At 71.2% G+C, this 21,615-nt stretch carries 18 protein-coding genes and 5 tRNA genes; 9 read left to right on the top strand and 14 right to left on the bottom strand.

The genetic code is table 11. From position 1 onward, the window contains the following. Positions 1-161: 161 nt before the first annotated feature. Entirely contained in the window at positions 162-1,004 is an 843-nt protein-coding gene (locus tag ABD350_RS23170) for a DUF8083 family protein (RefSeq protein ID WP_344350191.1), read from the top strand. Positions 1,005-1,523: 519 nt separating this feature from the next. Continuing rightward, complete coding sequence (gene bldC, locus ABD350_RS23175; RefSeq protein WP_003949541.1) at positions 1,524-1,730, top strand: developmental transcriptional regulator BldC; 207 nt, start codon at positions 1,524-1,526, stop codon at positions 1,728-1,730. 461 nt (positions 1,731-2,191) lie between these two features. On the opposite strand, the gene ABD350_RS23180 is transcribed toward bldC, so the two are convergent. From ABD350_RS23180 to hrpA, 3 genes are all read right to left on the bottom strand, one after another. Continuing rightward, complete coding sequence (locus tag ABD350_RS23180; protein ID WP_344350192.1) at positions 2,192-2,383, bottom strand: DUF6274 family protein; 192 nt, start codon at positions 2,381-2,383, stop codon at positions 2,192-2,194. 259 nt (positions 2,384-2,642) lie between these two features. Then, positions 2,643-2,717: transfer RNA gene (locus tag ABD350_RS23185), tRNA-Asp, on the bottom strand. Between the two features lie 93 nt (positions 2,718-2,810). Next, positions 2,811-6,755, bottom strand: coding sequence for an ATP-dependent RNA helicase HrpA (gene hrpA / locus ABD350_RS23190; protein ID WP_344350193.1), 3,945 nt, complete (start codon positions 6,753-6,755; stop codon positions 2,811-2,813). A gap of 115 nt (positions 6,756-6,870) precedes the next feature. Between hrpA and ABD350_RS23195 the strand changes: the two genes are divergently transcribed. Continuing rightward, positions 6,871-7,905: an ABC transporter permease gene (locus tag ABD350_RS23195; RefSeq protein WP_344350195.1), complete on the top strand. Its 1,035-nt coding sequence runs from the start codon at positions 6,871-6,873 to the stop codon at positions 7,903-7,905. Here ABD350_RS23195 and ABD350_RS23200 read toward each other — a convergent pair. The 6 genes from ABD350_RS23200 to ABD350_RS23225 form a co-directional block, all read right to left on the bottom strand. Next, positions 7,902-8,222, bottom strand: a complete 321-nt coding sequence (locus ABD350_RS23200; protein ID WP_344350196.1) for a hypothetical protein — start codon at positions 8,220-8,222, stop codon at positions 7,902-7,904. The two genes, ABD350_RS23195 and ABD350_RS23200, sit on opposite strands and share 4 nt — an antisense overlap. A 106-nt stretch (positions 8,223-8,328) precedes the next feature. Continuing rightward, positions 8,329-9,024: a histone deacetylase gene (locus ABD350_RS23205; protein WP_344350198.1), complete on the bottom strand. Its 696-nt coding sequence runs from the start codon at positions 9,022-9,024 to the stop codon at positions 8,329-8,331. A 98-nt stretch (positions 9,025-9,122) separates the two neighbouring features. Beyond that, positions 9,123-9,196, bottom strand: a tRNA-Phe gene (locus tag ABD350_RS23210). 24 nt (positions 9,197-9,220) lie between these two features. Beyond that, positions 9,221-9,295 (bottom strand) — tRNA-Asp (locus ABD350_RS23215). A 36-nt stretch (positions 9,296-9,331) separates the two neighbouring features. Next, a tRNA-Glu gene (locus tag ABD350_RS23220) sits at positions 9,332-9,404 on the bottom strand. Positions 9,405-9,484: 80 nt separating this feature from the next. Continuing rightward, entirely contained in the window at positions 9,485-11,005 is a 1,521-nt protein-coding gene (locus tag ABD350_RS23225; protein ID WP_344350200.1) for a metallophosphoesterase family protein, read from the bottom strand. Positions 11,006-11,097: 92 nt separating this feature from the next. Between ABD350_RS23225 and ABD350_RS23230 the strand changes: the two genes are divergently transcribed. From ABD350_RS23230 to ABD350_RS23250, 5 genes are all read left to right on the top strand, one after another. Next, positions 11,098-11,448 carry a metallopeptidase family protein gene (locus tag ABD350_RS23230; RefSeq protein ID WP_030792559.1) on the top strand — a complete coding sequence of 117 codons (351 nt, stop codon included), beginning with the start codon at positions 11,098-11,100 and terminating at the stop codon, positions 11,446-11,448. Between the two features lie 168 nt (positions 11,449-11,616). Beyond that, the gene (locus ABD350_RS23235; protein WP_344350201.1) at positions 11,617-12,162 is read left to right on the top strand and encodes a hypothetical protein; all 546 of its coding nucleotides are present in this window, start codon (positions 11,617-11,619) and stop codon (positions 12,160-12,162) included. A 246-nt stretch (positions 12,163-12,408) separates the two neighbouring features. Then, entirely contained in the window at positions 12,409-14,556 is a 2,148-nt protein-coding gene (locus ABD350_RS23240) for a DEAD/DEAH box helicase (RefSeq protein WP_344350203.1), read from the top strand. A 116-nt stretch (positions 14,557-14,672) separates the two neighbouring features. Then, entirely contained in the window at positions 14,673-16,217 is a 1,545-nt protein-coding gene (locus tag ABD350_RS23245) for an amino acid permease (RefSeq protein WP_344350205.1), read from the top strand. Between the two features lie 61 nt (positions 16,218-16,278). Next, positions 16,279-16,351, top strand: a tRNA-Lys gene (locus tag ABD350_RS23250). 302 nt (positions 16,352-16,653) lie between these two features. Here the strand turns inward: ABD350_RS23250 and ABD350_RS23255 are convergent. From ABD350_RS23255 to ABD350_RS23265, 3 genes are read right to left on the bottom strand one after another with little or no spacing between them, the layout of a single operon-like run. Continuing rightward, complete coding sequence (locus ABD350_RS23255; protein ID WP_344350206.1) at positions 16,654-17,355, bottom strand: hypothetical protein; 702 nt, start codon at positions 17,353-17,355, stop codon at positions 16,654-16,656. Continuing rightward, positions 17,352-17,696 (bottom strand): hypothetical protein, encoded by a 345-nt coding sequence (locus ABD350_RS23260; protein WP_344350207.1) that lies wholly within the window; start codon positions 17,694-17,696, stop codon positions 17,352-17,354. Before ABD350_RS23260 ends, ABD350_RS23255 begins: the two co-directional genes overlap by 4 nt. Next, positions 17,689-18,090, bottom strand: a complete 402-nt coding sequence (locus ABD350_RS23265; RefSeq protein ID WP_344350208.1) for an ATP-binding protein — start codon at positions 18,088-18,090, stop codon at positions 17,689-17,691. The genes ABD350_RS23260 and ABD350_RS23265 overlap by 8 nt, the downstream gene beginning before the upstream one ends. Before the next feature lie 550 nt (positions 18,091-18,640). On the opposite strand from ABD350_RS23265, the gene ABD350_RS23270 reads away from it, so the two are divergent. Then, positions 18,641-19,864 (top strand): helix-turn-helix transcriptional regulator, encoded by a 1,224-nt coding sequence (locus tag ABD350_RS23270; RefSeq protein ID WP_344350209.1) that lies wholly within the window; start codon positions 18,641-18,643, stop codon positions 19,862-19,864. On the opposite strand, the gene ABD350_RS23275 is transcribed toward ABD350_RS23270, so the two are convergent. Both ABD350_RS23275 and ABD350_RS23280 read right to left on the bottom strand, forming a co-directional pair. Further along, positions 19,845-20,507 (bottom strand): HAD family hydrolase, encoded by a 663-nt coding sequence (locus ABD350_RS23275; RefSeq protein WP_344350210.1) that lies wholly within the window; start codon positions 20,505-20,507, stop codon positions 19,845-19,847. The two genes, ABD350_RS23270 and ABD350_RS23275, sit on opposite strands and share 20 nt — an antisense overlap. A gap of 243 nt (positions 20,508-20,750) precedes the next feature. Continuing rightward, positions 20,751-21,464, bottom strand: coding sequence for a TetR/AcrR family transcriptional regulator (locus tag ABD350_RS23280; RefSeq protein ID WP_344350211.1), 714 nt, complete (start codon positions 21,462-21,464; stop codon positions 20,751-20,753). Between the last annotated feature and the right edge of the window lie 151 nt (positions 21,465-21,615).

The raw sequence follows: 21,615 nt of genomic DNA on the forward strand, positions 1-21,615 counted from the left end.
TCCCCGTACGGGTGGCGGGGAGCCGTGGCATGAGCGTAGAGCCTCGGCCCCGTCACCATCCGCTCAGTGTTCAGGATCACTCTCCCGGGCCCGCCGCGCACGCATGTCCGTGGCACGATTTGCAGTGGTTTCGAGCCGGGCCCGATGGGGAGGGAGCAGGCGTGCCCAAGGTGTCCTCCGTGGTCGTCCCCTATGCCGCCTACCTGCGTGTGTACGAGCCGCTGGGCGCCTTCCCGGAGCCGGAGCGCGGCCACTGGGCGCGCTACGCCCGCCGCCCCGACCGCCCCTCCTACCAGGACGAACTGCGGTGCTCCCTGGCGGACTTGGTGGCCACCCCGCCGATCGCGGTGCCGGTGCACGAGAGCGGTGACGCCTTCGTGCTGGAGGTCGACGGGGTCGTCTGCGTGTGCCCCTGGCGGACCCGGCTGCGCGGCTGGCAGGCCCTGGACGGGCTCGCGGCGGAACTGCCCCCGCCGGTGCTGGACGCGGTGCTGCCGCCGGTGGTGCGCCGGCAGGCGGCCCAGGACTACGAGCGCTGGCTCGCCCGCAACCCCGACGCCCGCCCGTGGATCCGCACGGCGACCTGGCAGGTGCCGCTGAACTGGTTCGTGCTGGTCGCGGACGAGGAGCGGCGGTACGACAAGGGGACCGCCGAGGTGCCCCCGGTGCTGCGCTACCGCACCCCGATGGTGCAGGCCCGGCGCCGGGTGGCACGGGCGCTGCGCACCCTGCGGGACACCGTCGAGGAGGGCCCGCTGGTGGACGGCGTGGTGGACGTCGGCCGCTGGCTGGAGGAGTTCCATCCGCGCTCGCTGGTGGAGCTGGACTACGGCGGGCTGGTGCACGTGCTGCCGGCGGGCCAGCTGGAGGACGACCACTCGGCGGCGGACGTGGCGGCCGGCATCGAGGCGCTGCGCCAGGGTGACGGGGCGGCCGCCGGGGAGGCGTACGGAAGGCTGGTGGAGCGCTGGCGGGCGGTCAGGGACCGGCGTTCCGCGAACTGAGTGGCGTGCGTCACAGTCAAACAGGCACCGGAAGACGTACGTTCTACCTCGCTTGGTCACCTGACGGGACGTTGGACACGATCTGGACTTTTGTCCCAAGGGTGATGGACCGCACTTACGAGGCCCTTGCCCTGGATGCCACCCCTCGTGCCAAAATAGGACAAGGAGTCCGGGGAGGGCTCCGTCCGTCCAACTGTGCTCCACTATGGCCGGAATCTCAGCATTGCACGCTTTGGGGGGTCCGGTGACTCCTGAACGCCACTGTGACTGATCGTCACAGTGGCGTGACTGTCCGCTATGGCATGGTCCATCGGCTTCCGTCGCTGATGAACACCTGGGAGGGCAATTCCATCGGTTTGGCCGACGCGGCTGGACAGATGGTGTAGTTGTAGTGCCGAGGACAAGCCGTTCGTCCTATAACCGACTCGACTCGCGTCCGCCATTTCGGGCAACGCGGGTCAAGGTGCAGAATTTAGAGGAAAGAACCGAGAAGGTTCGGTTCTCCCGAGGAGGCCGCTCATGACCGCTCGCACCCCTGATGCCGAGCCGCTGCTGACCCCCGCTGAGGTCGCCACCATGTTCCGCGTCGACCCCAAGACGGTCACGCGGTGGGCGAAGGCCGGCAAGCTCACGTCCATCCGCACGCTCGGTGGGCACCGCCGCTACCGCGAGGCGGAGGTCCGGGCGTTGCTGGCGGGCATCCCGCAGCAGCGCAGCGAGGCCTGAACAACCGCATAACCGGGCAAGGCGGACGGTCCCCCAATCGTCCGAGGCGCCCGAAACCCTAGCTCCAAGCGACGCGGGTCCTGCCCCAACAGGCCCCACGCCCAAGCCGAAGAGAACGCCGTAGGCACACGGCACAGGGTGCGTCGTCGATCGCGCTGGACTCCGCCGAGTCCAGCGCGATCTTTTTTGTGCGCGGACCGTGGGCGGGAGCGGCGCTTGTGAGCGTCCTTGTCGGACTCTGGGGAGGCCTGTCGGAACGGCTGTGTGCGAGCCCGGGGCCGGGTGCAATTGCACATATTAAATTGACCCGTTGTAGGGCGAGGGTAAGTTCCCCGGTTTCCCGAACTCGTGCGGTGACTCCCGTCACACTGCGGGGTGCTTGCTGCTCGCGGCCCGCATGGGTTAAAGGGAAGCGCCGGTTCCAGAGTCCCACGCCTGTACGGGTGTTGGGCCCGACGGGGTCACGCGCGGCGGCGGCCCTCGCCCTCGGCGGTCTCCCGCTCGCCCTCCTGGCTCCGCGAGCCGGCGGCCATCGCCAGCCGCAGCAGGTGGTGGCAGACGGGACAGTGGCGGGTGAGGTGCCGGTAGGACGAGGCGGCCGCCAGATGGGCTCTCAGAAGCGCTCGGGTCTCGTGCCTGACCGACGCCGCCATACGCCACCTCCAGGGGCCGCACAGGAGGAATGGGCCCTGCTCCCTGGGTACCGGCGGACGGTTCCGCCGTCAAGGCCGCGCGCCGACGGGCAAAACCAGAAGGGCCCCCTCGCGGGGGCCCTTCTCGGTGCGGTCCTGGCGGGATTTGCCGTGTCTGATCGCGGCTTCGCCGCGGGCGCGGCCTCCAGTGGGGGCCGGCCAGGAAATGAGCGAGGCCCGCCGTCCCTTGCGGAAGGCGGGCCTCGGAACTCTCTCGATGCGGTCCTGACGGGATTTGAACCCGCGGCCTCCACCTTGACAGGGTGGCGAGCACTCCAAACTGCTCCACAGGACCTTGCTCGCGGCGCTTGTTGGTGCGTTGCGCTGCGAGAAGGACTGTACAGGAGGGTGAGGGTCCCGGTCGAACTCACCCTCCGTACCGGGACGGCTACGGCGCCGCCGCGTCGATCGCCTTCACGATCCGCTTGTCCGAGACCGGGTACGCCGTGCCCAGCGCGTGGGCGAAATAGCTGACCCGCAGCTCCTCGATCATCCAGCGGATGTCCCGTACCTGCTGCGGCACCGGACGGCCCTGGGGAAGCTGTTCCAGCAGCCAGGCGTACTCGTCCTGCATCTCGTGCACCTTCTCCATGCGCGTGGTGTCCCGCTGCACGTTCGTCGGCATCTGCTGCAGGCGCCGGTCGGCGGCCACCAGATAGCGCATCAGATCGGGCAGGCGCCGTATGCCCGCCCAGGTGACGAAGCCGGGCTTCACGAGGGCGTCCAGCTGCTTGCGGACGTCCGTCAGGTTGGCGAGCAGCGCGGGGCTGCGCACGGCCTTCAGACGCCGCTCACAGGCCTGCCAGGCGGCCAGGACCTGCTGCACCTGGGCGACCGTGCGGACCGTGGTGTCCACGATCTCCGCGCGCACCTTGTCGTACAGCTTCCGGTACGACTCCTCGTCCCACACCGGTCCGCCGAAGTCCGCGATCAGCTTGTCCGCCGCCGCCATCGCGCAGTCGTCGAACAGGGCCTGGATGGAGCCGTGCGGATTCGCGGACAGGGCCAGCTTCTGCGGGTTCGTCAGCTTCTCGGACGCGAACTTCGCCGGGTTCACCGGGATGTTGCGCAGGATCAGCCGGCGGGTGCCCTTCCACATGGCCTCCGCCTGCTCCGCCTCGGTGTCGAAGAGCCGGACCGAGACCGTGTCGCCGTCGTCCACCAGCGCCGGGTACGCCCGCACCGGCTGGCCGGCCCGGCGCGTCTCGAAGACCCGGTTCAGCGTGCCGATCGTCCAGTCCGTGAGGCCCTTGCGCTCCAGGGACTCGCCGCCCTCCCGGGACGCGGTCGCCGCCGCGGCCTGCGACAGCGCCTTGCGAGCCTTCGGCTTCAGGCTGAGCTTGAGCGCTTCGAGGTCCTTGTCCTCGGCGAGCTTGCGGCGCCGCTCGTCGACGATCCGGAACGTGATCTTCAGATGGTCGGGGACCTTCGCCCAGTCGAAGTCGTCCGCCTCGAAGGGCACGCCGACCATCCGCTTCAGCTCGCGGGCCATGGTGACGGTCAGCGGCTCCTGGAGGGGTACCGCCCGCTCCAGGAACGCCTTGGCGTAGTTCGGCGCCGGTACGTAGTTGCGGCGGATCGGCTTGGGCAGCGAGCGGATCAGCTCCGTCACCACCTCCTCGCGCAGGCCCGGGATCTGCCAGTCGAAGCCCTCGTCCGTGACCTGGTTGAGGACCTGGAGCGGGATGTGCACCGTCACGCCGTCGGCGTCCGCGCCCGGCTCGAACTGGTAGGTGACCCGGAACTTCAGGTTGCCCTGGCGCCAGGTGTCCGGGTAGTCGGCCTTGGTGACCGCCTCCGCGGACTCCCGGATGAGCATCTCCCGCTCGAAGTCCAGGAAGTCGGGCTGCTCGTGCCGCTTGTGCTTCCACCAGGAGTCGAAGTGCGCGCCGGAGACGACGTGTTCGGGCACCCGCTGGTCGTAGAAGTCGAAGAGGGTGTCGTCGTCGACCACGATGTCCCGGCGGCGGGCGCGGTGTTCCAGCTCCTCGACCTCGCTGAGCAGCCTGCGGTTGTCGGCGAAGAACTTGTGGTGCGTGCGCCAGTCGCCCTCCACCAGCGCGTTGCGGATGAACAGCTCCCGGGAGACCTCGGGGTCGATCCGGCCGTAGTTCACCTTGCGCTGGGCGACGATCGGGACGCCGTACAGCGTGACCTTCTCGTAGGCCATCACGGCCGCCTGGTCCTTCTCCCAGTGCGGTTCGCTGTACGTGCGCTTCAGCAGGTGCCCGGCGAGGGGTTCGACCCACTCGGGCTCGATCTTCGCGTTGACCCGGGCCCAGAGCCTGGAGGTCTCCACCAGTTCGGCGGACATCACGAACTTCGGCTGCTTCCTGAACAGCGCCGAGCCCGGGAAGATCGCGAACTTGGCGTTGCGGGCGCCCAGGTACTCGTTCTTGTTGCCGTCCTTGACGTCCTTCATCCCGATGTGGGACAGCAGGCCGGCCAGCAGGGAGACGTGGACGCGGTCGGCCGGGGCGTCCTCCTCGTTCAGGTGGATGCCCATCTGCTTGGCGACCGTGCGCAGCTGGGTGTAGATGTCCTGCCATTCGCGGATGCGCAGGAAGTTCAGGTACTCCTGCTTGCACATCCGGCGGAAGGAGCTGGAGCCTCGTTCCTTCTGCTGTTCGCGGATGTAACGCCACAGGTTCAGATAGGCGAGGAAGTCGCTGGTCTCGTCCTTGAAGCGGGCGTGCTGCTGGTCGGCCTGGGCCTGCTTGTCGGCCGGGCGCTCGCGTGGGTCCTGGATGGACAGCGCGGCGGCGATCACCATGACCTCGCGGACGCAGCCGTTCTTGTCGGCCTCCAGGACCATCCGGGCCAGCCGGGGGTCGACCGGCAGCTGGGCCAGCTTGCGGCCGGTGTCCGTGAGCCGCTTGCGGGGATCCTTCTGGACCGGGTCCAGCGCGCCCAGCTCCTGGAGCAGCTGCACGCCGTCGCGGATGTTGCGGTGGTCCGGCGGGTCGATGAAGGGGAACTTCTCGATGTCGCCGAGGCCGGCCGCGGTCATCTGGAGGATGACGGAGGCGAGGTTCGTCCGCAGGATCTCCGCGTCCGTGAACTCCGGGCGGGCGAGGAAGTCCTCCTCGGAGTACAGGCGGATGCAGATGCCGTCGGAGGTGCGGCCGCAGCGGCCCTTGCGCTGGTTGGCGCTGGCCTGGCTGATCGGCTCGATGGGCAGCCGCTGGACCTTGGTGCGGTGGCTGTAGCGGCTGATCCGGGCGAAGCCGGGGTCGATGACGTACTTGATGCCCGGGACGGTGAGGGAGGTCTCGGCGACGTTGGTGGCGAGAACGATCCTGCGCCCGGTGTGCTGCTGGAAGACGCGGTGCTGCTCGGCGTGCGAGAGCCGGGCGTAGAGGGGGAGCACCTCGGTGAATCTGTACTTCTTCTTCTCCAGCGCGTCCGCGGTGTCCCGGATCTCCCGCTCGCCGGAGAGGAAGACCAGGATGTCGCCCGGCCCCTCGGCCATCAGCTCCTCGACGGCCTCGGTGATGGCGGTGATCTGGTCGCGGTCGGCGTCCTCGGAGTCCTCCTCCAGCAGCGGCCGGTAGCGCACCTCCACGGGGTACGTCCGCCCGCTCACCTCGATGATCGGGGCGTCGCCGAAGTGCCGTGAGAAACGCTCGGGGTCGATGGTCGCCGAGGTGATGACGACCTTCAGATCCGGGCGCTTGGGCAGCAGCTGGGCCAGGTAGCCCAGCAGGAAGTCGATGTTGAGGGACCGCTCGTGCGCCTCGTCGATGATGATCGTGTCGTAGGCGCGCAGCTCGCGGTCGGTCTGGATCTCGGCGAGCAGGATGCCGTCCGTCATCAGCTTGACGAAGGTGGCGTCCGGGTTCACCTGGTCGGTGAAGCGGACCTTCCAGCCGACGGCCTCGCCGAGCGGGGTCTTCAGCTCCTCCGCGACCCGCTCGGCGACCGTCCGGGCGGCGATCCGGCGCGGCTGGGTGTGCCCGATCATGCCGCGCACGCCCCGGCCCAGCTCCATGCAGATCTTGGGGATCTGCGTGGTCTTGCCGGAGCCGGTCTCACCGGCCACGATCACGACCTGGTGGTCGCGGATGGCGTCCGCGATCGCGTCCTTCTTCTGGCTGACCGGCAGCTGCTCGGGATAGGTGACGGCCGGCACGCGCGAGCGGCGCTCGGCCATCCGGTCCGCGGCGCGGTCGATCTCGGTCTCGATCTCGGCGAGCACGGCGGCGCGGGCCTCCGGCTTGCGGATCTTGCGCGCGCCCTCCAGCCGCCGCCCGAGCCGGTGCGCGTCGCGCAGCGACAACTCGGTCAGACGGGGGGCGAGGGTGCCGAGGGCGGGGGCAGGATGCGTAGACATACGCGATCCAGGATCTCACCCGGGGCGAAAAACACGCGAACGATTTGACCGGGGGCGGTTCGGGGTCCGGCCCATCGGGAGGCACCTCCCACGCGGGGATGCCAAAGTAACCGTTATGCCCGATTCGCAACGCTGGGCGGCGTTCCGGGAGTCGCCCTTCCTCCCCGCCACGGTCCTCGTCCTCATCCTCGCCGCCGCGGCCGGTCTCTTCGCCGGTTCGTACACGTACGCCATGGCCAACCCGACCCCGCACGGCATCCCCACGGCGGTCACCGGCCACTACGGCGATCCGGCCGCCCGGAGGTTCATCGACGGCATGGAGGAGGCGCTGGACGCCTCGATGCGGCTGCACCCGTACGACAGCCGGGACGACGCGGTACGGGCCGTGGACGAGCAGAAGGTGTTCGCGGTGCTGGACGTGCCCGCCGGCGGCCGGACGGTCACCCTGGACGTGTCCGGGGCGTCCGGCTCGACGGTCGCCCAGGTGCTCGGGCAGGCGGCGGAGCAGGTCGGCAAGGCCACCGGCACCACCGTGACGGTCCGGGACCTCAAGCCCTTGCAGCCGGGCGACCCGCGGGGACTGGCCATCTTCTACATCACCCTCGCCGCCGTGATCATCGGCTTCGTCGGCGCCATCCAGCTCAGCGTGCACGCGCGGGAGCTGAACCCGCCGGAGCGGATCGCCTACACCGTCGCCTACTCGGTGCTCGGCGGGTTCACGATCGCCGCCGTGGTCGACTGGTGGCTGGGGGCGGTACGGCTGCCGTTCGTCGAGTCGTGGGCCATTCTCGCCTTCACGATGTTCACGTCCGGCATGGTGTTCACGATGTTCAACACCCTGTTCGGCCGGTGGGCCATGCTGCCGACCTGGGGCCTGATGGTGCTGCTGGGCAACCCGTCGTCCGGCGGTGCCGTCTCGTGGCCGCTGCTGCCGTCCCTGCTGGGCACGGTCGGCCGCTGGCTGCCGCCGGGCGCCTCGGTGAACGCCCAGCACACCGCGGTGTACTTCCGGGGCCACCAGCACGCGTTCCCGTTCCTGGTGCTGGCGGGCTGGGCGGCCCTCTCCTGCGCGGTCTTCCTGATCTGGCGTCACCGCCACCCGGGCGGGCGCCCGGTCGGGCCGGCCGCGCGGGAGGGCCTGGAGGCCTAGGAGGCGCCCTGGGCGGACGGGGCCGCCGGGACGGCCTCGGGGAGCCTGCGGGCCGTCCCCTCGCCCAGGGCGATCGACCTGGCGGTATTGGAGATCGCCTTGATGCCCAGGTAGGCCGTGGTCATGCTGCTGACGGCGGTGAACGCGGCGGTGAGGATGCCGACGATCACCGCCTTGTCCCCGTCGAGCCGCCATACGCCGACGATCGCGACCGTGGTGATCGCGAGATTGCTGGCGACGACCGCGAACAGCCCGTACCGGGCCCGAACCTTCTCCAGGTCGGTGTCCCGCCCGGCTCTGTCCTCGTTCCGGCTCATGTCTCTCCCCCCGTCTCCGCGCACCACGCGCGACGGGGCCGAACGTAGCGGCGGGCGGGCGCGGTGCCAAGGCGGCCGCCCGTGGGACGGCCGGGGCGCACGCGGGTCAGGGTCCTCCGGGCGGCCGGTGCCCGTCCGGGTCGCCGCCGAGCAGGGCGGCGACGGCCCGGGGCGACCAGTGACCGCGGGCGCCGGGGCAGGAGGCGACGTAGGAGGCGACCGCGTCGGTGTCCCACGCCCCGGCGGAGAGCAGGCCCGCGGCCAGGAAGCGGACGTAGGCGGCGGAGGGGGCGACCCACGGCACGTCGTTCATCCCCCACGGCGCGGTGAAGGTGAGCACCGGCAGGCCGTCCACCTGGCCGGCGCAGACGAGGGTTTCGTAGCGCCCGTCGCCGAGGACGCAACGCCCTCGCGTGAGGACCTCCACCAGGTCCAGGTCCCCGACCGGCAGCCGGTACATCTCCTGTGCCGCGATGTCGGCGAACTGCCCGCTCGTCACCAGATGCGCCCTGGCCAGCACCCGCCCGTCCGCCTCCGGGTCGTAGAAGGCGCGCCCGCCGCCCCAGACGGCCGATTCGGTGGCGAAGTACAGCGCGCCGGTCAGCTCCACCGGGATCGACCGGGCCGGCATGGCGGGGTCGCGGCACCCCGGGTACTCCCTGCCCGCGCCGGGTGGCCGCCCGCCCTTGATGTAGGCGGCGAGCCGGTCCAGGTGGGTGTTGGACCCGTACGAGGTGTACCAGATCCGCTCGGGGTGCCGGTCGAGCGGCAGCGTGGGGTCGATGCTCGGTAAGGCCTTCACCGTGGCGGGCTCCGTTGGCGTGCCGATGGGCGTGGCGGGGTACGAAAGAGCCCCTCTCCGCGAACGGGGAGGGGCTCTTGCCCTGGTCAGGGCGGCTGTGGCTGGGGCCGGGGTCGAACCGGCGACCTTCCGCTTTTCAGGCGGACGCTCGTACCAACTGAGCTACCCAGCCACGGTGTTTCACGTGAAACACCAGCGGTCCTGACGGGATTTGAACCCGCGGCCTCCACCTTGACAGGGTGGCGAGCACTCCAAACTGCTCCACAGGACCAAGCGTGTGTGCAACAGTGTCGCACACGGTAATGCGTGCCCCCAACGGGATTCGAACCCGTGCTACCGCCTTGAAAGGGCGGCGTCCTAGGCCGCTAGACGATGAGGGCTATCGGCCCGCCTGGGCGCTTCTCAGCGCGTCGGGGACGTGAGAAGCATATGGGATGGCGAGGGGTAACGCCAAAACGGTTTACGGAGAGGCGCTGGGGGAGGTGGCGGAAGGGGAGTGCGAGGGGGTGGTGGCGCCGGGCTGGTTCTCGTCCACCAGATGGCGGCTGACCTCGGCCGTTGTCAGGCCCAGTCCCCCCAGTTCGATCGCGTCCCAGGCCTGGAGTCGGCGGCTGTCCCGGTCGAAGTAGAGGATCGAGGCCTCGATCGGGGCGGGGTGCCGGCGTTCCACCGCCCGCAGCCCGCTGCCGCCGGTCGAGCCCTCCCGCCGCAGCCGGGTGCCGTACGGCAGCATCCGCGTCCCCTCGTGGTGCAGATGCCCGCAGAGCACCAGCGGCACCAAGCCGTCCGTCTCCTCGGCGGCCGTCGGCTCGTGCGCGACCGCCACGTCCACGGGGGTCCCGGCCGCCTGCTGGTCGCGCAGGGCGCTGGCCAGCCGGGCGCCCGCCAGCCGCTCGGCCGCCTCGCCGCCGGGCGCCGCCGAGCGGTCGGGGGTGAACTGCGGGTCCCCGGTGCCCGCGAACCGCAGGCCCGCCACCGTCACGGCCCGGCCGTCGTCCAGCACGCGCACGTTCCTCATGCGCTCCAGATAGCGCTGGGTGGTCCGGGAGTCGTGATTGCCGCGCACCCACACATACGGCACGCCCAGGTCCCGGATCGGGTCCAGGAAGCCGTTCTCCGCCGCCGTGCCGTGGTCCATCGTGTCCCCCGAGTCCACGATCACGTTCACCTGGTACTGCTTCACCAGCGAGCCGATGATCTTCCAGCTGGCCGGGTTGAGATGGATGTCCGACACGTGCAGGACCCGGATGGTGGACGGGTCCGGGCGGTAGGCCGGGAGGGTGGACGTGGCGTCGTACAGCTTCGTCACGTTCGTCACCAGGCGCGCCAGCTCCTTCTGGTAGACGTCGAACTCCGTGACGATGCTGCGGGCGTTGCCGACCACGGACGGCGCCGAGGCGAGCAGCCCGGAGAACCTCGGCTCCAGGACCGACTTCGGGTTCCAGGTGGCGTATGCCGACGCGCCCGAGGCGGCCAGCAGCACCAGGGCCAGTCCGCCGGCCGCCAGGGCCCGGCGCGGGCGCCGGTAGACGGCGAGACCGAGGGCGGTGGCCCCGAGGACCACGGCGGCGCAGGAGCGTACGGCCAGGTCCCGGGTGCCGTGCTCGACGTCCCGGACGATCTCGTCCTGGAGCCCGGAGATCCGCTCCGGGTGGTCGACCAGCGCCTGGGAGCGCGGCGGATCCAGCCGGTCGACGTCGACGTCCAGGCGTACCGGGGCCGCATGGCTGTCCAGGGAGAGCGCGCCCAGCGGGGAGACGTCGATCCTCGTCCCGCCGGTGAGGGAGGGCCGTAGCGCCATCGTGGTGTCCATCGGGCCGACCGGGACCCGGGCGGTGCCGACGACCAGCAGGCCCAGCCAGGCGCCGGCGAGTACCACGGCGGCCAGGCCGAGGGCGTGCGCCCAGCGGCCGGGGCGGGCGGCGAGTTCGAGACGGGGGAGCGGGCGGGGGCGTACGCGATGGGCGGTCCGGTTCGGCATGCGGCTCGAAACTGCGACGGGGGGCGGGCTATTGGTGACGTATTCCCACGTCAAGGGGTGGATATGCGGCGCACTTCCCGGACAATGGCCGTGTGCTGGAAATGACGCGCGAGGAGTTCGAGGAACTGGTCGCCGAGGCGCTGGACCGGATCCCGCCGGAGCTGACGCGGCTGATGGACAACGTCGCGGTGTTCGTGGAGGACGAACCGCCCGCCGACGATCCCGAGCTGCTCGGGCTCTACGAGGGGACACCGCTGACCGAGCGGGGCGAGTGGTACGCGGGTGTCCTGCCGGACCGGATCACCATCTACCGCGGGCCGACGCTCAGGATGTGCGCCAGCCGCGAGGACGTGATCGCGGAGACCGAGGTGACGGTGGTGCACGAGATCGCCCACCACTTCGGCATCGACGACGACCGGCTGCACGCCCTCGGGTACGGGTGAGCGGAGCGCCGGTCCCGGTGAGCGGGCGGGTACGGCCGGGCGGGGCGCCCGGGGTGGGTGAACGTGGGGCGGCGGGTGCCGCTGTGCGCCCGGGGCGTGCGCGTGTCCTCTTGTGGGCGGCGGGAGTTGGGGAGGTTGACTCGTCCCTTGCCCCCGGAGGTGGCCGCCGTGCGCCCCTTGTCCGTACCCGCCCGTCTGGCCGCCACGGTACTGGCCGTCACCGCCGCCGCCGGCTGTGTGAACGTGGGCGACGACGCGGGCCGGCCCCGCCCCTCCCGCTCGGCGGGACAGCCCGCCGGCGAGGCACCCGACGGCGGTCCGGTACAGGGGATGGACGGCCCCGTGGAGGCGGCCGGGCACGGTGACGGAAAACACGGTCACGGTGGCAAGGTGAAGCCGGGGGAGTCCGGCTCCGCGACGCCCGCCCCGTCCGGCGCGGGCAGCGCCTCGGGCCCGCCGGACAAGCCGGGGAAACCGGGGAAGCAGGGCGAACCGGGGGAGCCCGGGACGACCGAAGCGCCCGGCGGCCCGGCGCCCACCAAGGAGCCGCCCACGCCCCCGGCCAGCTCCGCCCCGCCCGCGCCGCCGGCCACCACGGAGCCACCGCCCGCCACGGAGCCGCCGTCGGCCGAGCCGTCCTCGTCGGCGCACGAGGAGACCGGACCGCAACTGGTCCAGCGGGAACCGGCGCCCGCGGCGGGTGTCGCGGCGTGACCCCTTCCCCTCCGAGGGCCCCCGAGGGCCACTGTGACGTGGGTCTATGCCACTCGGTTTGCCTTCAGGGGTGGTAGGTGCGTATGGTGGTAGATCGTTTGATCCCATTTGCCCGGCGCCACCAACAGAGCGCGCCGTGTGGCGCGTACTCTCCTTTGCCGTGGCGGACCGCATCGAGGCGGTCGTGAGCGAATCACGGAGTTGACGGGCGCGTGCCGACGAGACTCCGGAAGGTTTCGCATTCGCATGTCCGTGTCCAGTACTGACCAGATCGTCATGTCCGAGAACGAGAACGAACTCGACGTGATGAACGAGGTCACCGAGGCCCCCGAGGCCGCTGACACCACCCCCCAGACCACCTTCGCCGACCTCGGCCTCCCCGAGGGCATCGTGCGCAAGCTCGCGCAGAACGGCGTGACGACCCCCTTCCCGATCCAGGCCGCGACCATCCCGGACGCCCTGGACGGCAAGGACATCCTCGGCCGTGGCCGCACCGGCTCCGGCAAGACCCTCTCCTTCGGTCTGCCGACCCTGGCCCTGCTGGCCGAGGGCCGCACCGAGAAGAAGCGGCCCCGCGCCGTCATCCTCACCCCGACCCGCGAACTGGCCATGCAGGTGGCCGACGCCCTCCAGCCCTACGGCGACGTCCTCGGCCTGAAGATGAAGGTCGTCTGCGGCGGTACGTCGATGGGCAACCAGATCTACGCCCTGGAGCGCGGCGTCGACGTCCTCGTCGCCACCCCGGGCCGGCTGCGCGACATCATCAACCGCGGTGCCTGCTCCCTGGAGGACGTGCGGATCGCCGTCCTGGACGAGGCCGACCAGATGTCCGACCTGGGCTTCCTGCCCGAGGTCACCGAGCTGCTCGACCAGGTCCCGGCCGGCGGCCAGCGCATGCTCTTCTCCGCCACGATGGAGAACGAGATCCAGACCCTGGTCGACCGCTACCTGAAGGACCCGGTCTCCCACGAGGTGGACGCGGCCCAGGGCGCGGTGACGACCATGTCGCACCACATCCTCATCGTGAAGCCCAAGGACAAGGCGCCGGTCACCGCCGCGATCGCCTCCCGCAAGGGCCGCACGATCATCTTCGTCCGCACCCAGCTGGGCGCCGACCGCGTCGCCGAGCAGCTGCGCGACGCCGGGGTGAAGGCCGACGCGCTGCACGGCGGCATGACCCAGGGCGCCCGGACCCGGACCCTGGCGGACTTCAAGGACGGGTACGTGAACGTGCTCGTCGCCACCGACGTCGCCGCCCGCGGCATCCACGTCGACGGCATCGACCTGGTCCTGAACGTGGACCCGGCCGGCGACCACAAGGACTACCTGCACCGGGCCGGCCGTACCGCCCGCGCGGGCCGTACCGGCACGGTCGTCTCGCTCTCCCTGCCGCACCAGCGGCGCCAGATCTTCCGCCTGATGGAGGACGCCGGCGTCGACGCGGCCCGGCACATCATCCAGGGCGGCGCCGCCTTCGACCCGGAGGTCGCCGAGATCACCGGCGCCCGCTCCATGACCGAGGTCCAGGCCGAGTCCGCCGCCAACGCCGCCCAGCAGGCCGAGCGCGAGGTCGCCCAGCTCACCAAGCAGCTGGAGCGCGCCCAGCGCCGCGCGACCGAGCTGCGCGAGGAGGCCGACCGGCTGGTGGCCCGGGTCGCCCGCGAGCGCGGCGAGGACCCGGAGACGGCGGTGGCCGAGGCCCAGGCGGCGGCCGCGGAGCAGTCGGCCGTGGCCGAGGAGCCGGCGGAGCGCGAGACCGAGCGCGAGGAGCGCCCGGCGGCGGCGCCGTACGAGCGCCGGGAGCGACGCGGCTTCGAGCGCCGGGACGACCGCCGTGACGACCGGGGCGACCGCCGCCCCTTCGACCGCGACCGCGACCGTGGTTTCGAGCGCCGTGACGACCGCGGTGGCCGTGGCTTCGACCGCCGTGACGACCGTGGCGACCGTGGCGACCGCCGCCCCTTCGACCGCGACCGCGACCGTGGTTTCGAGCGCCGTGACGACCGCGGTGGCCGTGGTTTCGAGCGTCGCGACGACCGTGGCGGCCGTGGTTTCGAGCGTCGCGACGACCGCCGTGACGACCGTGGCGACCGGGGCGACCGCCGTCCCTTCGAGCGCCGTGACGACCGGGGTGGCCGTGGCTTCGAGCGCCGTGACGACCGCCGTGACGACCGTGGCGGCTTCCGCCGCGACGACCGCCCGGGCTTCCGCCGTGACGACCGTGGCGGCCACCGGGGCAGCGACCGTCCGTTCAACCGCGACCGCCGTGACGACCGCCCGGGCTTCCGCTCCGGCGGCCACGACCGCCCCTACGGCCGTCGTGACGACCACCGCGGCACCGGCGGCTCCTTCGGCCGCCGCGAGGACAAGCCGCGCTGGAAGCGCAACGGCTGACACCCAGTGAGTTGAGGGAAGGGCCCGTACGACACCGGTCGTACGGGCCCTTTCGTATACCCACGCGCCTGCCGAGTGGCGCATATCACACCGGTGGGCAGGGAATTGCTGGGGACATGGCAGACGACGCGCGTGTGACCGGACAGCGGGCGGCGCCCGGCCCGTCGGACGAGGAGCGGCTGGCCCAGCTCGGCTACACCCAGGTCCTCGCCCGCCGGATGTCGGCGTTCTCGAACTACGCCGTCTCCTTCACGATCATCTCGGTCCTCTCCGGCTGTCTGACCCTGTACCTCTTCGGGATGACCACGGGCGGGCCCGCGGTGATCACCTGGGGCTGGGTCGCGGTCGGCCTGATGACGCTGTTCGTGGGCCTGTCGATGGCCGAGATCTGCTCGGCGTACCCGACCTCGGCGGGCCTGTACTTCTGGGCCCACCGGCTGGCGCCCGCGCGGTCGGCGGCGGCCTGGGCGTGGTTCACGGGGTGGTTCAACGTGCTGGGCCAGGTGGCGGTGACCGCGGGCGTCGACTTCGGCGCGGCCTCCTTCCTGGGCGCCTATCTGAACCTCCAGACCGGGTTCGAGGTGACGCCGGGCCGCACGGTGGCGCTGTTCGCGGCGATTCTCGTCCTGCACGGCCTGCTGAACACGTTCGGCGTGCGGATCGTGGCGTTCCTGAACGGCGTGAGCGTGTGGTGGCACGTCCTCGGGGTCGCGCTGATCACCGGCGCGCTGGCGCTGGTCCCCGACCACCACCAGTCGGCGTCCTTCGTCTTCACCCGCTTCGTCAACGAGACGGGCTGGGGCAGCGGCCCGTACGTGGTGCTGCTGGGGCTGCTGATGGCCCAGTACACCTTCACCGGTTACGACGCGTCCGCCCATATGACCGAGGAGACCCGCGACGCCGCGACGGCGGGCCCGAAGGGCATCGTCCGCTCGATCTGGACGTCCTGGATCGCCGGCTTCGTGCTCCTGCTGGGCTTCACCTTCGCCATCCAGTCCTACGACGCGGAACTCGCCTCTCCCACCGGCGCCCCGCCCGCCCAGATCCTCCTGGACGCCCTCGGTGCCACCGCCGGCAAGCTGCTCCTGCTGGTGGTGATCGGCGCCCAGCTCTTCTGCGGCATGGCCTCCGTCACCGCCAACAGCCGCATGATCTACGCCTTTTCCCGGGACGGCGCGCTGCCGTTCTCCCGCGTCTGGCACACGGTCGGCCCGCGTACCCGCACCCCCGTGGCGGCGGTCTGGCTGGCCGCGCTCGGCGCGCTGGTCCTCGGCCTGCCCTACCTGATCAACACGACGGCCTACGCGGCGGTGACGTCGATCGCGGTCATCGGCCTGTACATCGCCTACGTCATCCCGACCTTCCTGCGGGTCCGCAAGGGCGCCGCGTTCGACCGCGGCCCCTGGCACCTGGGCCGCTGGTCCGGGGTGATCGGGGTGGTCTCGGTGGGCTGGGTCCTGGTGATCACGGTCCTGTTCATGCTGCCGCAGGTCTCCCCGGTCACCTGGAAGACCTTCAACTACGCCCCGGTGGCCGTCCTGACCGTCCTCGGCTTCGCCACGACCTGGTGGCTGGCATCGGCCCGCCACTGGTTCCTTCGCCGCCAACCGGCCGAAAACCGACCGTCGCACCCGCCCCGGGCCCCCATGACACGGCCGTGACCCCGATACCCGATCGGCGACACGGCCCCGTCCGGCTATGCTCGGACAAGCAACATCGCCCGGGCCCTTAGCTCAATTGGCAGAGCAGTGGACTTTTAATCCATTGGTTGTGGGTTCGAGTCCCACAGGGCCTACGGTTCGGACCCCAGCTCAGCGCGTGAACGAGTTGGGGTCCTGGCGTTTTTGCCCGTGTTCAAGATCGCTTGCTGGCCCGTAGCTGGCCCGAGGGGCAGACTTCCGTGCGGAACACGCAGCGGCCCCCAGCCGGGTCGGGGGTCCCAGCCGGGGGCCGTGCCTCCCCCCAAGGGGAGCGGGCGGGCCGCTCGGGGGAGCGGCCCGCCGCCCGCCTCCGGTGTCCTCTCCGGGGCCGTGGCCCCAGCACCTTCGGTGGGCCATCCGCTGCCGGCGCGGTCGGCGACGCTGCCGGGAGCGGAAGTTAGCGGGAGATCTTCACCGCCTTGGTCTCGTCGTCAACCAGGGCGTCGAGGTCGGTGACGGGGACGACGTCCTCCAGGGTGATGACGAGGCGTGCGGCGAGGGTCCAGCGGATGCGTCGGGTGTCCGTGAACGGGACGCGGTGCATGCCGTCGCGGTGTTGGGGAGCGTCGGGGAGCCGTTCGAGGGTGCGTGGGTCGTAGAGGAGCCCGGCCACTCCCCGGACCGGCGTGCGTCGTACGAGGGCCGCCGTCCAGCCGCGGTGGTGCAGCGGCGGGCAGTGCTGGACGGAGAGTCGGGCGCACACCGCGTGGACGGGGGGAGACTCCGTCCGCTCTCCGTTCAGGAGCGGGTGGCCGTCGGCGCCGGCCGCGAGGAAGAGCGTCCATTCGTCCTTCCGGGCGCCGACCGTGGGTCCGCCGCAGAGCTGGCAGAGCATGCGGCTCATCGCCTGCCGCTGTCGCAGCGCGTGGACGCGGCCGTGCTGCGGCCGGCCGCCGCGGGTGACCGGCATGCGCATCCAGGACACGCCGAACTGCCGCTCGACGTCTGTCTCGCCTCGAAGGCCCAGGCTCGTCGTCCCCGAGTGGTGGACGCGCAGCAGTTCCTGGGGCGGTACCTGTTCCTGGGACCAGGCGGTGATGAACGGCACCGGGACGCCGTCCCAGTACCGCACGGGGAAGATGGGGGTGGTGCTGGTCATCGGAGCAGCTCCAGCAGGAGGTCGTGCAGGGCCCGGCGGGTGTCGCACAGGGAGGTGGGGCCCGGGCACTCGGTGCACCGGTCCGGGTGGGTGTCGCGGGCTGTCCGTACGGCGCTCCGGGTGCAGCGCAGGCAGGCTCGGGGGAACCAGCTGAAGCCGTTGTCGGTGTGCTTGCCGAGGTCGATGGCCGTCTCCACGGTCAGACGCTCGCCACCCCAGACGCACTCGGCGCCCCGCGTCCGGGCGTCGGACAGGAGTTCCAGGCGCGGTAGCGGGATGTGCGGCACGAGCGCGGCGGGGTTGGACATCAGGCGGGTGCTTGGAGCCGGCACCTCAGGCATCAGGGACCTCCAGGTCGGCCCAGACGTGCTTCTCCCAGGGCAATCGGGTGCAGCCCCATGCCTTCGTCACGGCATCCACCAGTGCCAGGCCGCGCCCGCCGCTGTTGAGAGGCCCTGCGGACTGGAGAGCGGGCCAGAGTTCAGGGTGCTTGTCGATGACGATGAGTCGGATCGCGTCCGATGGCATCCGGCGCACGATGACCCGCACGTTCGGCGTTCGGGTATGCCGGAGGGCGTTGTTCACCAGCTCGGTCACGACCAGCGCGGCATCGTCCAGCATGCTGACCGTGCCCCAGTCCTTGAGGACGTCGACCACGAAGTGCCTCGCAGCTGGCACGGATACCAATTTGCGGCGCAGAATTCGGACCTGCGGCAGCTCGATAGGCGATGTCACCGGGCCCGCCCCTCACCGGCCAGCGTCCCGCTTGCGTCCGCGAGCGCGGCGAGGAGCGCGGCTGGATCGGTCAGCCACCCGTTGTCCCCGGGGCAGACACGCCAGTGGGGTCCGGGTCCCACAGTGCGGCGGGTTGGCGGAAGCGGAACCGACTCGCCGTCGGGCAGCGCCAGGGTGTCCTCCACGTTCCACCGTGCGGCGGTACCTGCGGGGACGAAGAAGCACACGGCGGACGCGGCCGGTTCCTCGACAACTGCGCCAGCGCGTGTGCGCAGGATGGACACTGCGGCGGGCCGAGCCGATGCGGGACACGAACGGCTTCCAACTCGGCCGCGGCGGTTGGTGGAGCAGTAGGCATCGCAGACTCCTCGGCGACGGGCGTGTTTGGATACACCCCACATTGGCCCTGCACGAGCGAAGTTCCGAGGGCTTCAAGAGGTCCTTTTGTGGCCGGAAAAGGGACTTTCCTTACATCATCCGGGTGACTGCTAGCCAGCACGAGGACCTACCGCAACACTGTGCGGCAGCATACGAACCCGGAGGCGCAGCAGTGGCACGCCCCGTAGGGAACATCCGTCTCAAGGCCGCGCGCGTGGCAGCCGGCTACCGCTCCCAGCAGGCCCTGGCCGACGCTCTCGGAGTCGGCGTCCGGCAGGTCCGACGGTGGGAATCCGACCACCCGCCGGTTCCTCAGCCCGAGGTAGCCCAAGCTCTTACACGACTCCTCGGCCAAGACCTGGAAGCGCTCGGGTTCACCCGGCCTGATGGGACGGTCCCGAACCGTGGGCGGCGAACCGTGCTTGCCGCCACAGCGGCCGCCGTAGGCCTGGCCGCCGTCCCCACACAGGCCCTCGCCATGCAGCCCGCTACGGCCGCCGACGACTACGAAGCCGTCACCCGCTCGCACCGACGGCTGTACTGGTCCGTCGCCCCGGCCACCCTGCACCCGGCCGCGCTCGCGCATGCCGCGCTCGCATGCGCGCTGCTGCCCGAGGCTGCCGGGCAGACGCGGCAGCGGATCGCGGCGGCGCTCGCTGAGACGTGGCTGCTGGCCGGGCGGGTGGAATTCTTCGACCTGCGGGACGCCGACCGTGCGCAGCACACTCTGCTCCGTGCGCTCCAGGCCGCCGGCGAGGCCGATGACGCGCTGCTCGGCGCCGCGGTTCTCGCGCACACCGCGTTCATCCCGGCCTGGGCAGGCGACCGTGAGGCGGCCGTGGAGCGGATGGTGGCCGCGCGGACGTATGCCCGGCGCGGTCCGGCGTCGGCGGAGTTGCTGGCGTGGCTGGGCGCGGTGGAGGCGGAGTGCGAGACGCGTTGTGGCCACCCCCGTACGGCACTGCACCTGATCCGGCACGCCGAGGATCTGCTCGGGGCCGGCTCGGAGCATGCCTCGCCGCCGTGGCTCGACTGGTTCAGCCCCGTGCGCCTGGCCGCCTTCAAGGGCAACACCGAACTGCGAGCCGGGCATCTGCCGCAGGCCCGCACCACCCTGCTCGGCGTCCTCGAAGCGCTCGACACGGAAGAGGAACAGAGGACGGTCGTACTCGGCGATCTGGCCGCCGTCGAGGCCGCGGCCGGTGACCCCGAGGCGGCGTGCCGGTACGCGCTGCGCGCGCTCGACCAACTGGAACGCACCTGGTACGCGATGGGCATGGACCGGGTACGCGAAGTGCGGCGCGCGCTGGCGCCGCACCGGCACGAGCGCTGTGTCCGGGACCTGGACGACCGGCTGTACGGGTGGGGTACGACCGTCAGCGCTCTGACTCGTTGAAAGCCCGGATCAGCCCGGACAGTTCGAGGAGGGTCGCCACCCGGAACGTGGGGAGCTTCTTCGCTTCCTCGCTGTTCCACTGGATCGTCGCCCACGGCCCACGGTGCACGAGCGCCGTGTGCATGCCGGCCACGGCGGCCGGTCGGACGTCGTTGTCGATGCGATCGCCGACGTACAGCATCTCGTCGACCTCGGCGGGGACGACCTCGGCAACGCGGTCGAAGAAGGCACGGTCCGGCTTGCTGGCGCCCCAGTCGTCGCTGGTACCGATCAGGTCGACGTCGGTGGCGAACAGTTCGCGGAGGATCCGGCCGGCGCGCACCGTCTGGTTGCCGGCGATTCCCAGCCACAGACCGTCCGCGCGGAGCGCCGCCAGCGCGTCGCGGACGTCCGGGTACAGGTCGTCCTCGCCGAAGGTCTCCGGCTTGCCCGCGGCGGCGCGCTTCTCGCGCTCCTCGTAAAGGTCGAAGCCGGGCCGGAACTCCTGGAACACCTCGCGGTAGTCACGGCCCTGGGCGATCACAGCCCCGAACATCGCAGCGAAGGTGTGCCGGGGGACGCCGAGCCAGTCGGCCCAGGTGCCGTATTCGGTGGTCTCGTCTACGAGGCACTCGCCGACATCGAAGATCACAGCGCGAATCATGCGGGCAGGGTACCGAGCACGATGAAAGGCCCCTCCCCGCCCCAACGGCGAGAAGGGGCACACGCATCAGGGGTATCGCCGATGCTGCGGGTCGAGGCCCAGCGTGCCCTCTGCGCAAGAGAGAGGACTCAGGCACCGCGTCGCACGGCGGGTGCACCGTGTCCATCAACACTGTCCACGCCATACCGACTGATGAGCTCCGACGATCCGCTCCCGCGCACGCCCTCCCGCCCAGGTCATCGGTCACCCTGCCCGGTAGGCCCGGAGGAACGCCGACACACCGCCACGGATCAGGCGGTCCTGTTCGGTGGTGGGCAGGGGCAGTACGCCGTAGTGGGTGAACTGGATGATCGTGTGGGAGATCAGGGCCGTGAAGTGGCCCGCCGCCAGGGCCGCGTCGCCGTGCAGGTCGAGCAGGCCGGCGTCCTCCAGGCGGGCCAGTGCCTCGGTGAGCGCCCGGGCGACCGGTGCCGGCCCGGCCTCGTGCCAGGCCGTGAGGACCTCGGGCGGCACATGGTCGGCCTCCGCGTGGATGTGGCGGACCAGGGCGAAGTGGTACGCGTACTCGGCCATGAGCCGGAGGAGCCCGCGGGCCAGGGAGACGAGGTCGCGTTCGAGGTCCTCGGGGTGCGGCGGGCGCTCGGGGTCCAGCACGGCGCGCAGGCACGCGAGTTGGGCGTCGCGGACCTCGCTCGACGTCCAGGTGACGACCGCCTCGAAGAGCTGCGCCTTGCCGCCGGGGAAGTGGTTGTAGAGCGTGCGGGTGGAGACCCCGGCCGCGGCGGCGAGCGCGTCGACCGAGGCGCGCGCATAGCCCTCGCGGCCGAAGACCGCGCAGGCGGCGCTCGCGATGTCCTCCCGCTTGCGCAGCTTGCGCGGCGAGACCTCGGCCCGCGTCCGCTCCTGCCGCGCCTCGTCCGTCTCGTCCGTCTCGTCCGGCTCGTTCGTCTCGCCCATCCGCGCCTCCCTGATTCCCTGGCTCCCTGGCTGATCAGCCACCCTAACCGAACTACAACGCTCGTTGTAATTTCTACAACGGGCGTTGTACTTTGCTGCCGGGGCGCTCGCCGGACGCGGTCGCCCGCCACCGGAACGCTCAGAGGGGGAC

Source organism: Streptomyces nogalater (assembly GCF_039532885.1).
GTDB lineage: Bacteria > Actinomycetota > Actinomycetes > Streptomycetales > Streptomycetaceae > Streptomyces > Streptomyces nogalater.

What these genes read in the sequence shown, in the direction of transcription:
- ABD350_RS23195 (WP_344350195.1), top strand. Translation starts at nt 6,871, where the DNA reads ATGCCCGATTCGCAACGCTGGGCGGCGTTCCGGGAGTCGCCCTTCCTC.
- ABD350_RS23260 (WP_344350207.1), bottom strand. Translation starts at nt 17,696, where the DNA reads ATGCCTGAGGTGCCGGCTCCAAGCACCCGCCTGATGTCCAACCCCGCC.
- ABD350_RS23200 (WP_344350196.1), bottom strand. Translation starts at nt 8,222, where the DNA reads ATGAGCCGGAACGAGGACAGAGCCGGGCGGGACACCGACCTGGAGAAG.
- ABD350_RS23240 (WP_344350203.1), top strand. Translation starts at nt 12,409, where the DNA reads ATGTCCGTGTCCAGTACTGACCAGATCGTCATGTCCGAGAACGAGAAC.
- ABD350_RS23180 (WP_344350192.1), bottom strand. Translation starts at nt 2,383, where the DNA reads ATGGCGGCGTCGGTCAGGCACGAGACCCGAGCGCTTCTGAGAGCCCAT.
- hrpA (WP_344350193.1), bottom strand. Translation starts at nt 6,755, where the DNA reads ATGTCTACGCATCCTGCCCCCGCCCTCGGCACCCTCGCCCCCCGTCTG.
- ABD350_RS23275 (WP_344350210.1), bottom strand. Translation starts at nt 20,507, where the DNA reads ATGATTCGCGCTGTGATCTTCGATGTCGGCGAGTGCCTCGTAGACGAG.
- ABD350_RS23255 (WP_344350206.1), bottom strand. Translation starts at nt 17,355, where the DNA reads ATGACCAGCACCACCCCCATCTTCCCCGTGCGGTACTGGGACGGCGTC.
- ABD350_RS23280 (WP_344350211.1), bottom strand. Translation starts at nt 21,464, where the DNA reads ATGGGCGAGACGAACGAGCCGGACGAGACGGACGAGACGGACGAGGCG.
- ABD350_RS23245 (WP_344350205.1), top strand. Translation starts at nt 14,673, where the DNA reads ATGGCAGACGACGCGCGTGTGACCGGACAGCGGGCGGCGCCCGGCCCG.
- ABD350_RS23225 (WP_344350200.1), bottom strand. Translation starts at nt 11,005, where the DNA reads ATGCCGAACCGGACCGCCCATCGCGTACGCCCCCGCCCGCTCCCCCGT.
- bldC (WP_003949541.1), top strand. Translation starts at nt 1,524, where the DNA reads ATGACCGCTCGCACCCCTGATGCCGAGCCGCTGCTGACCCCCGCTGAG.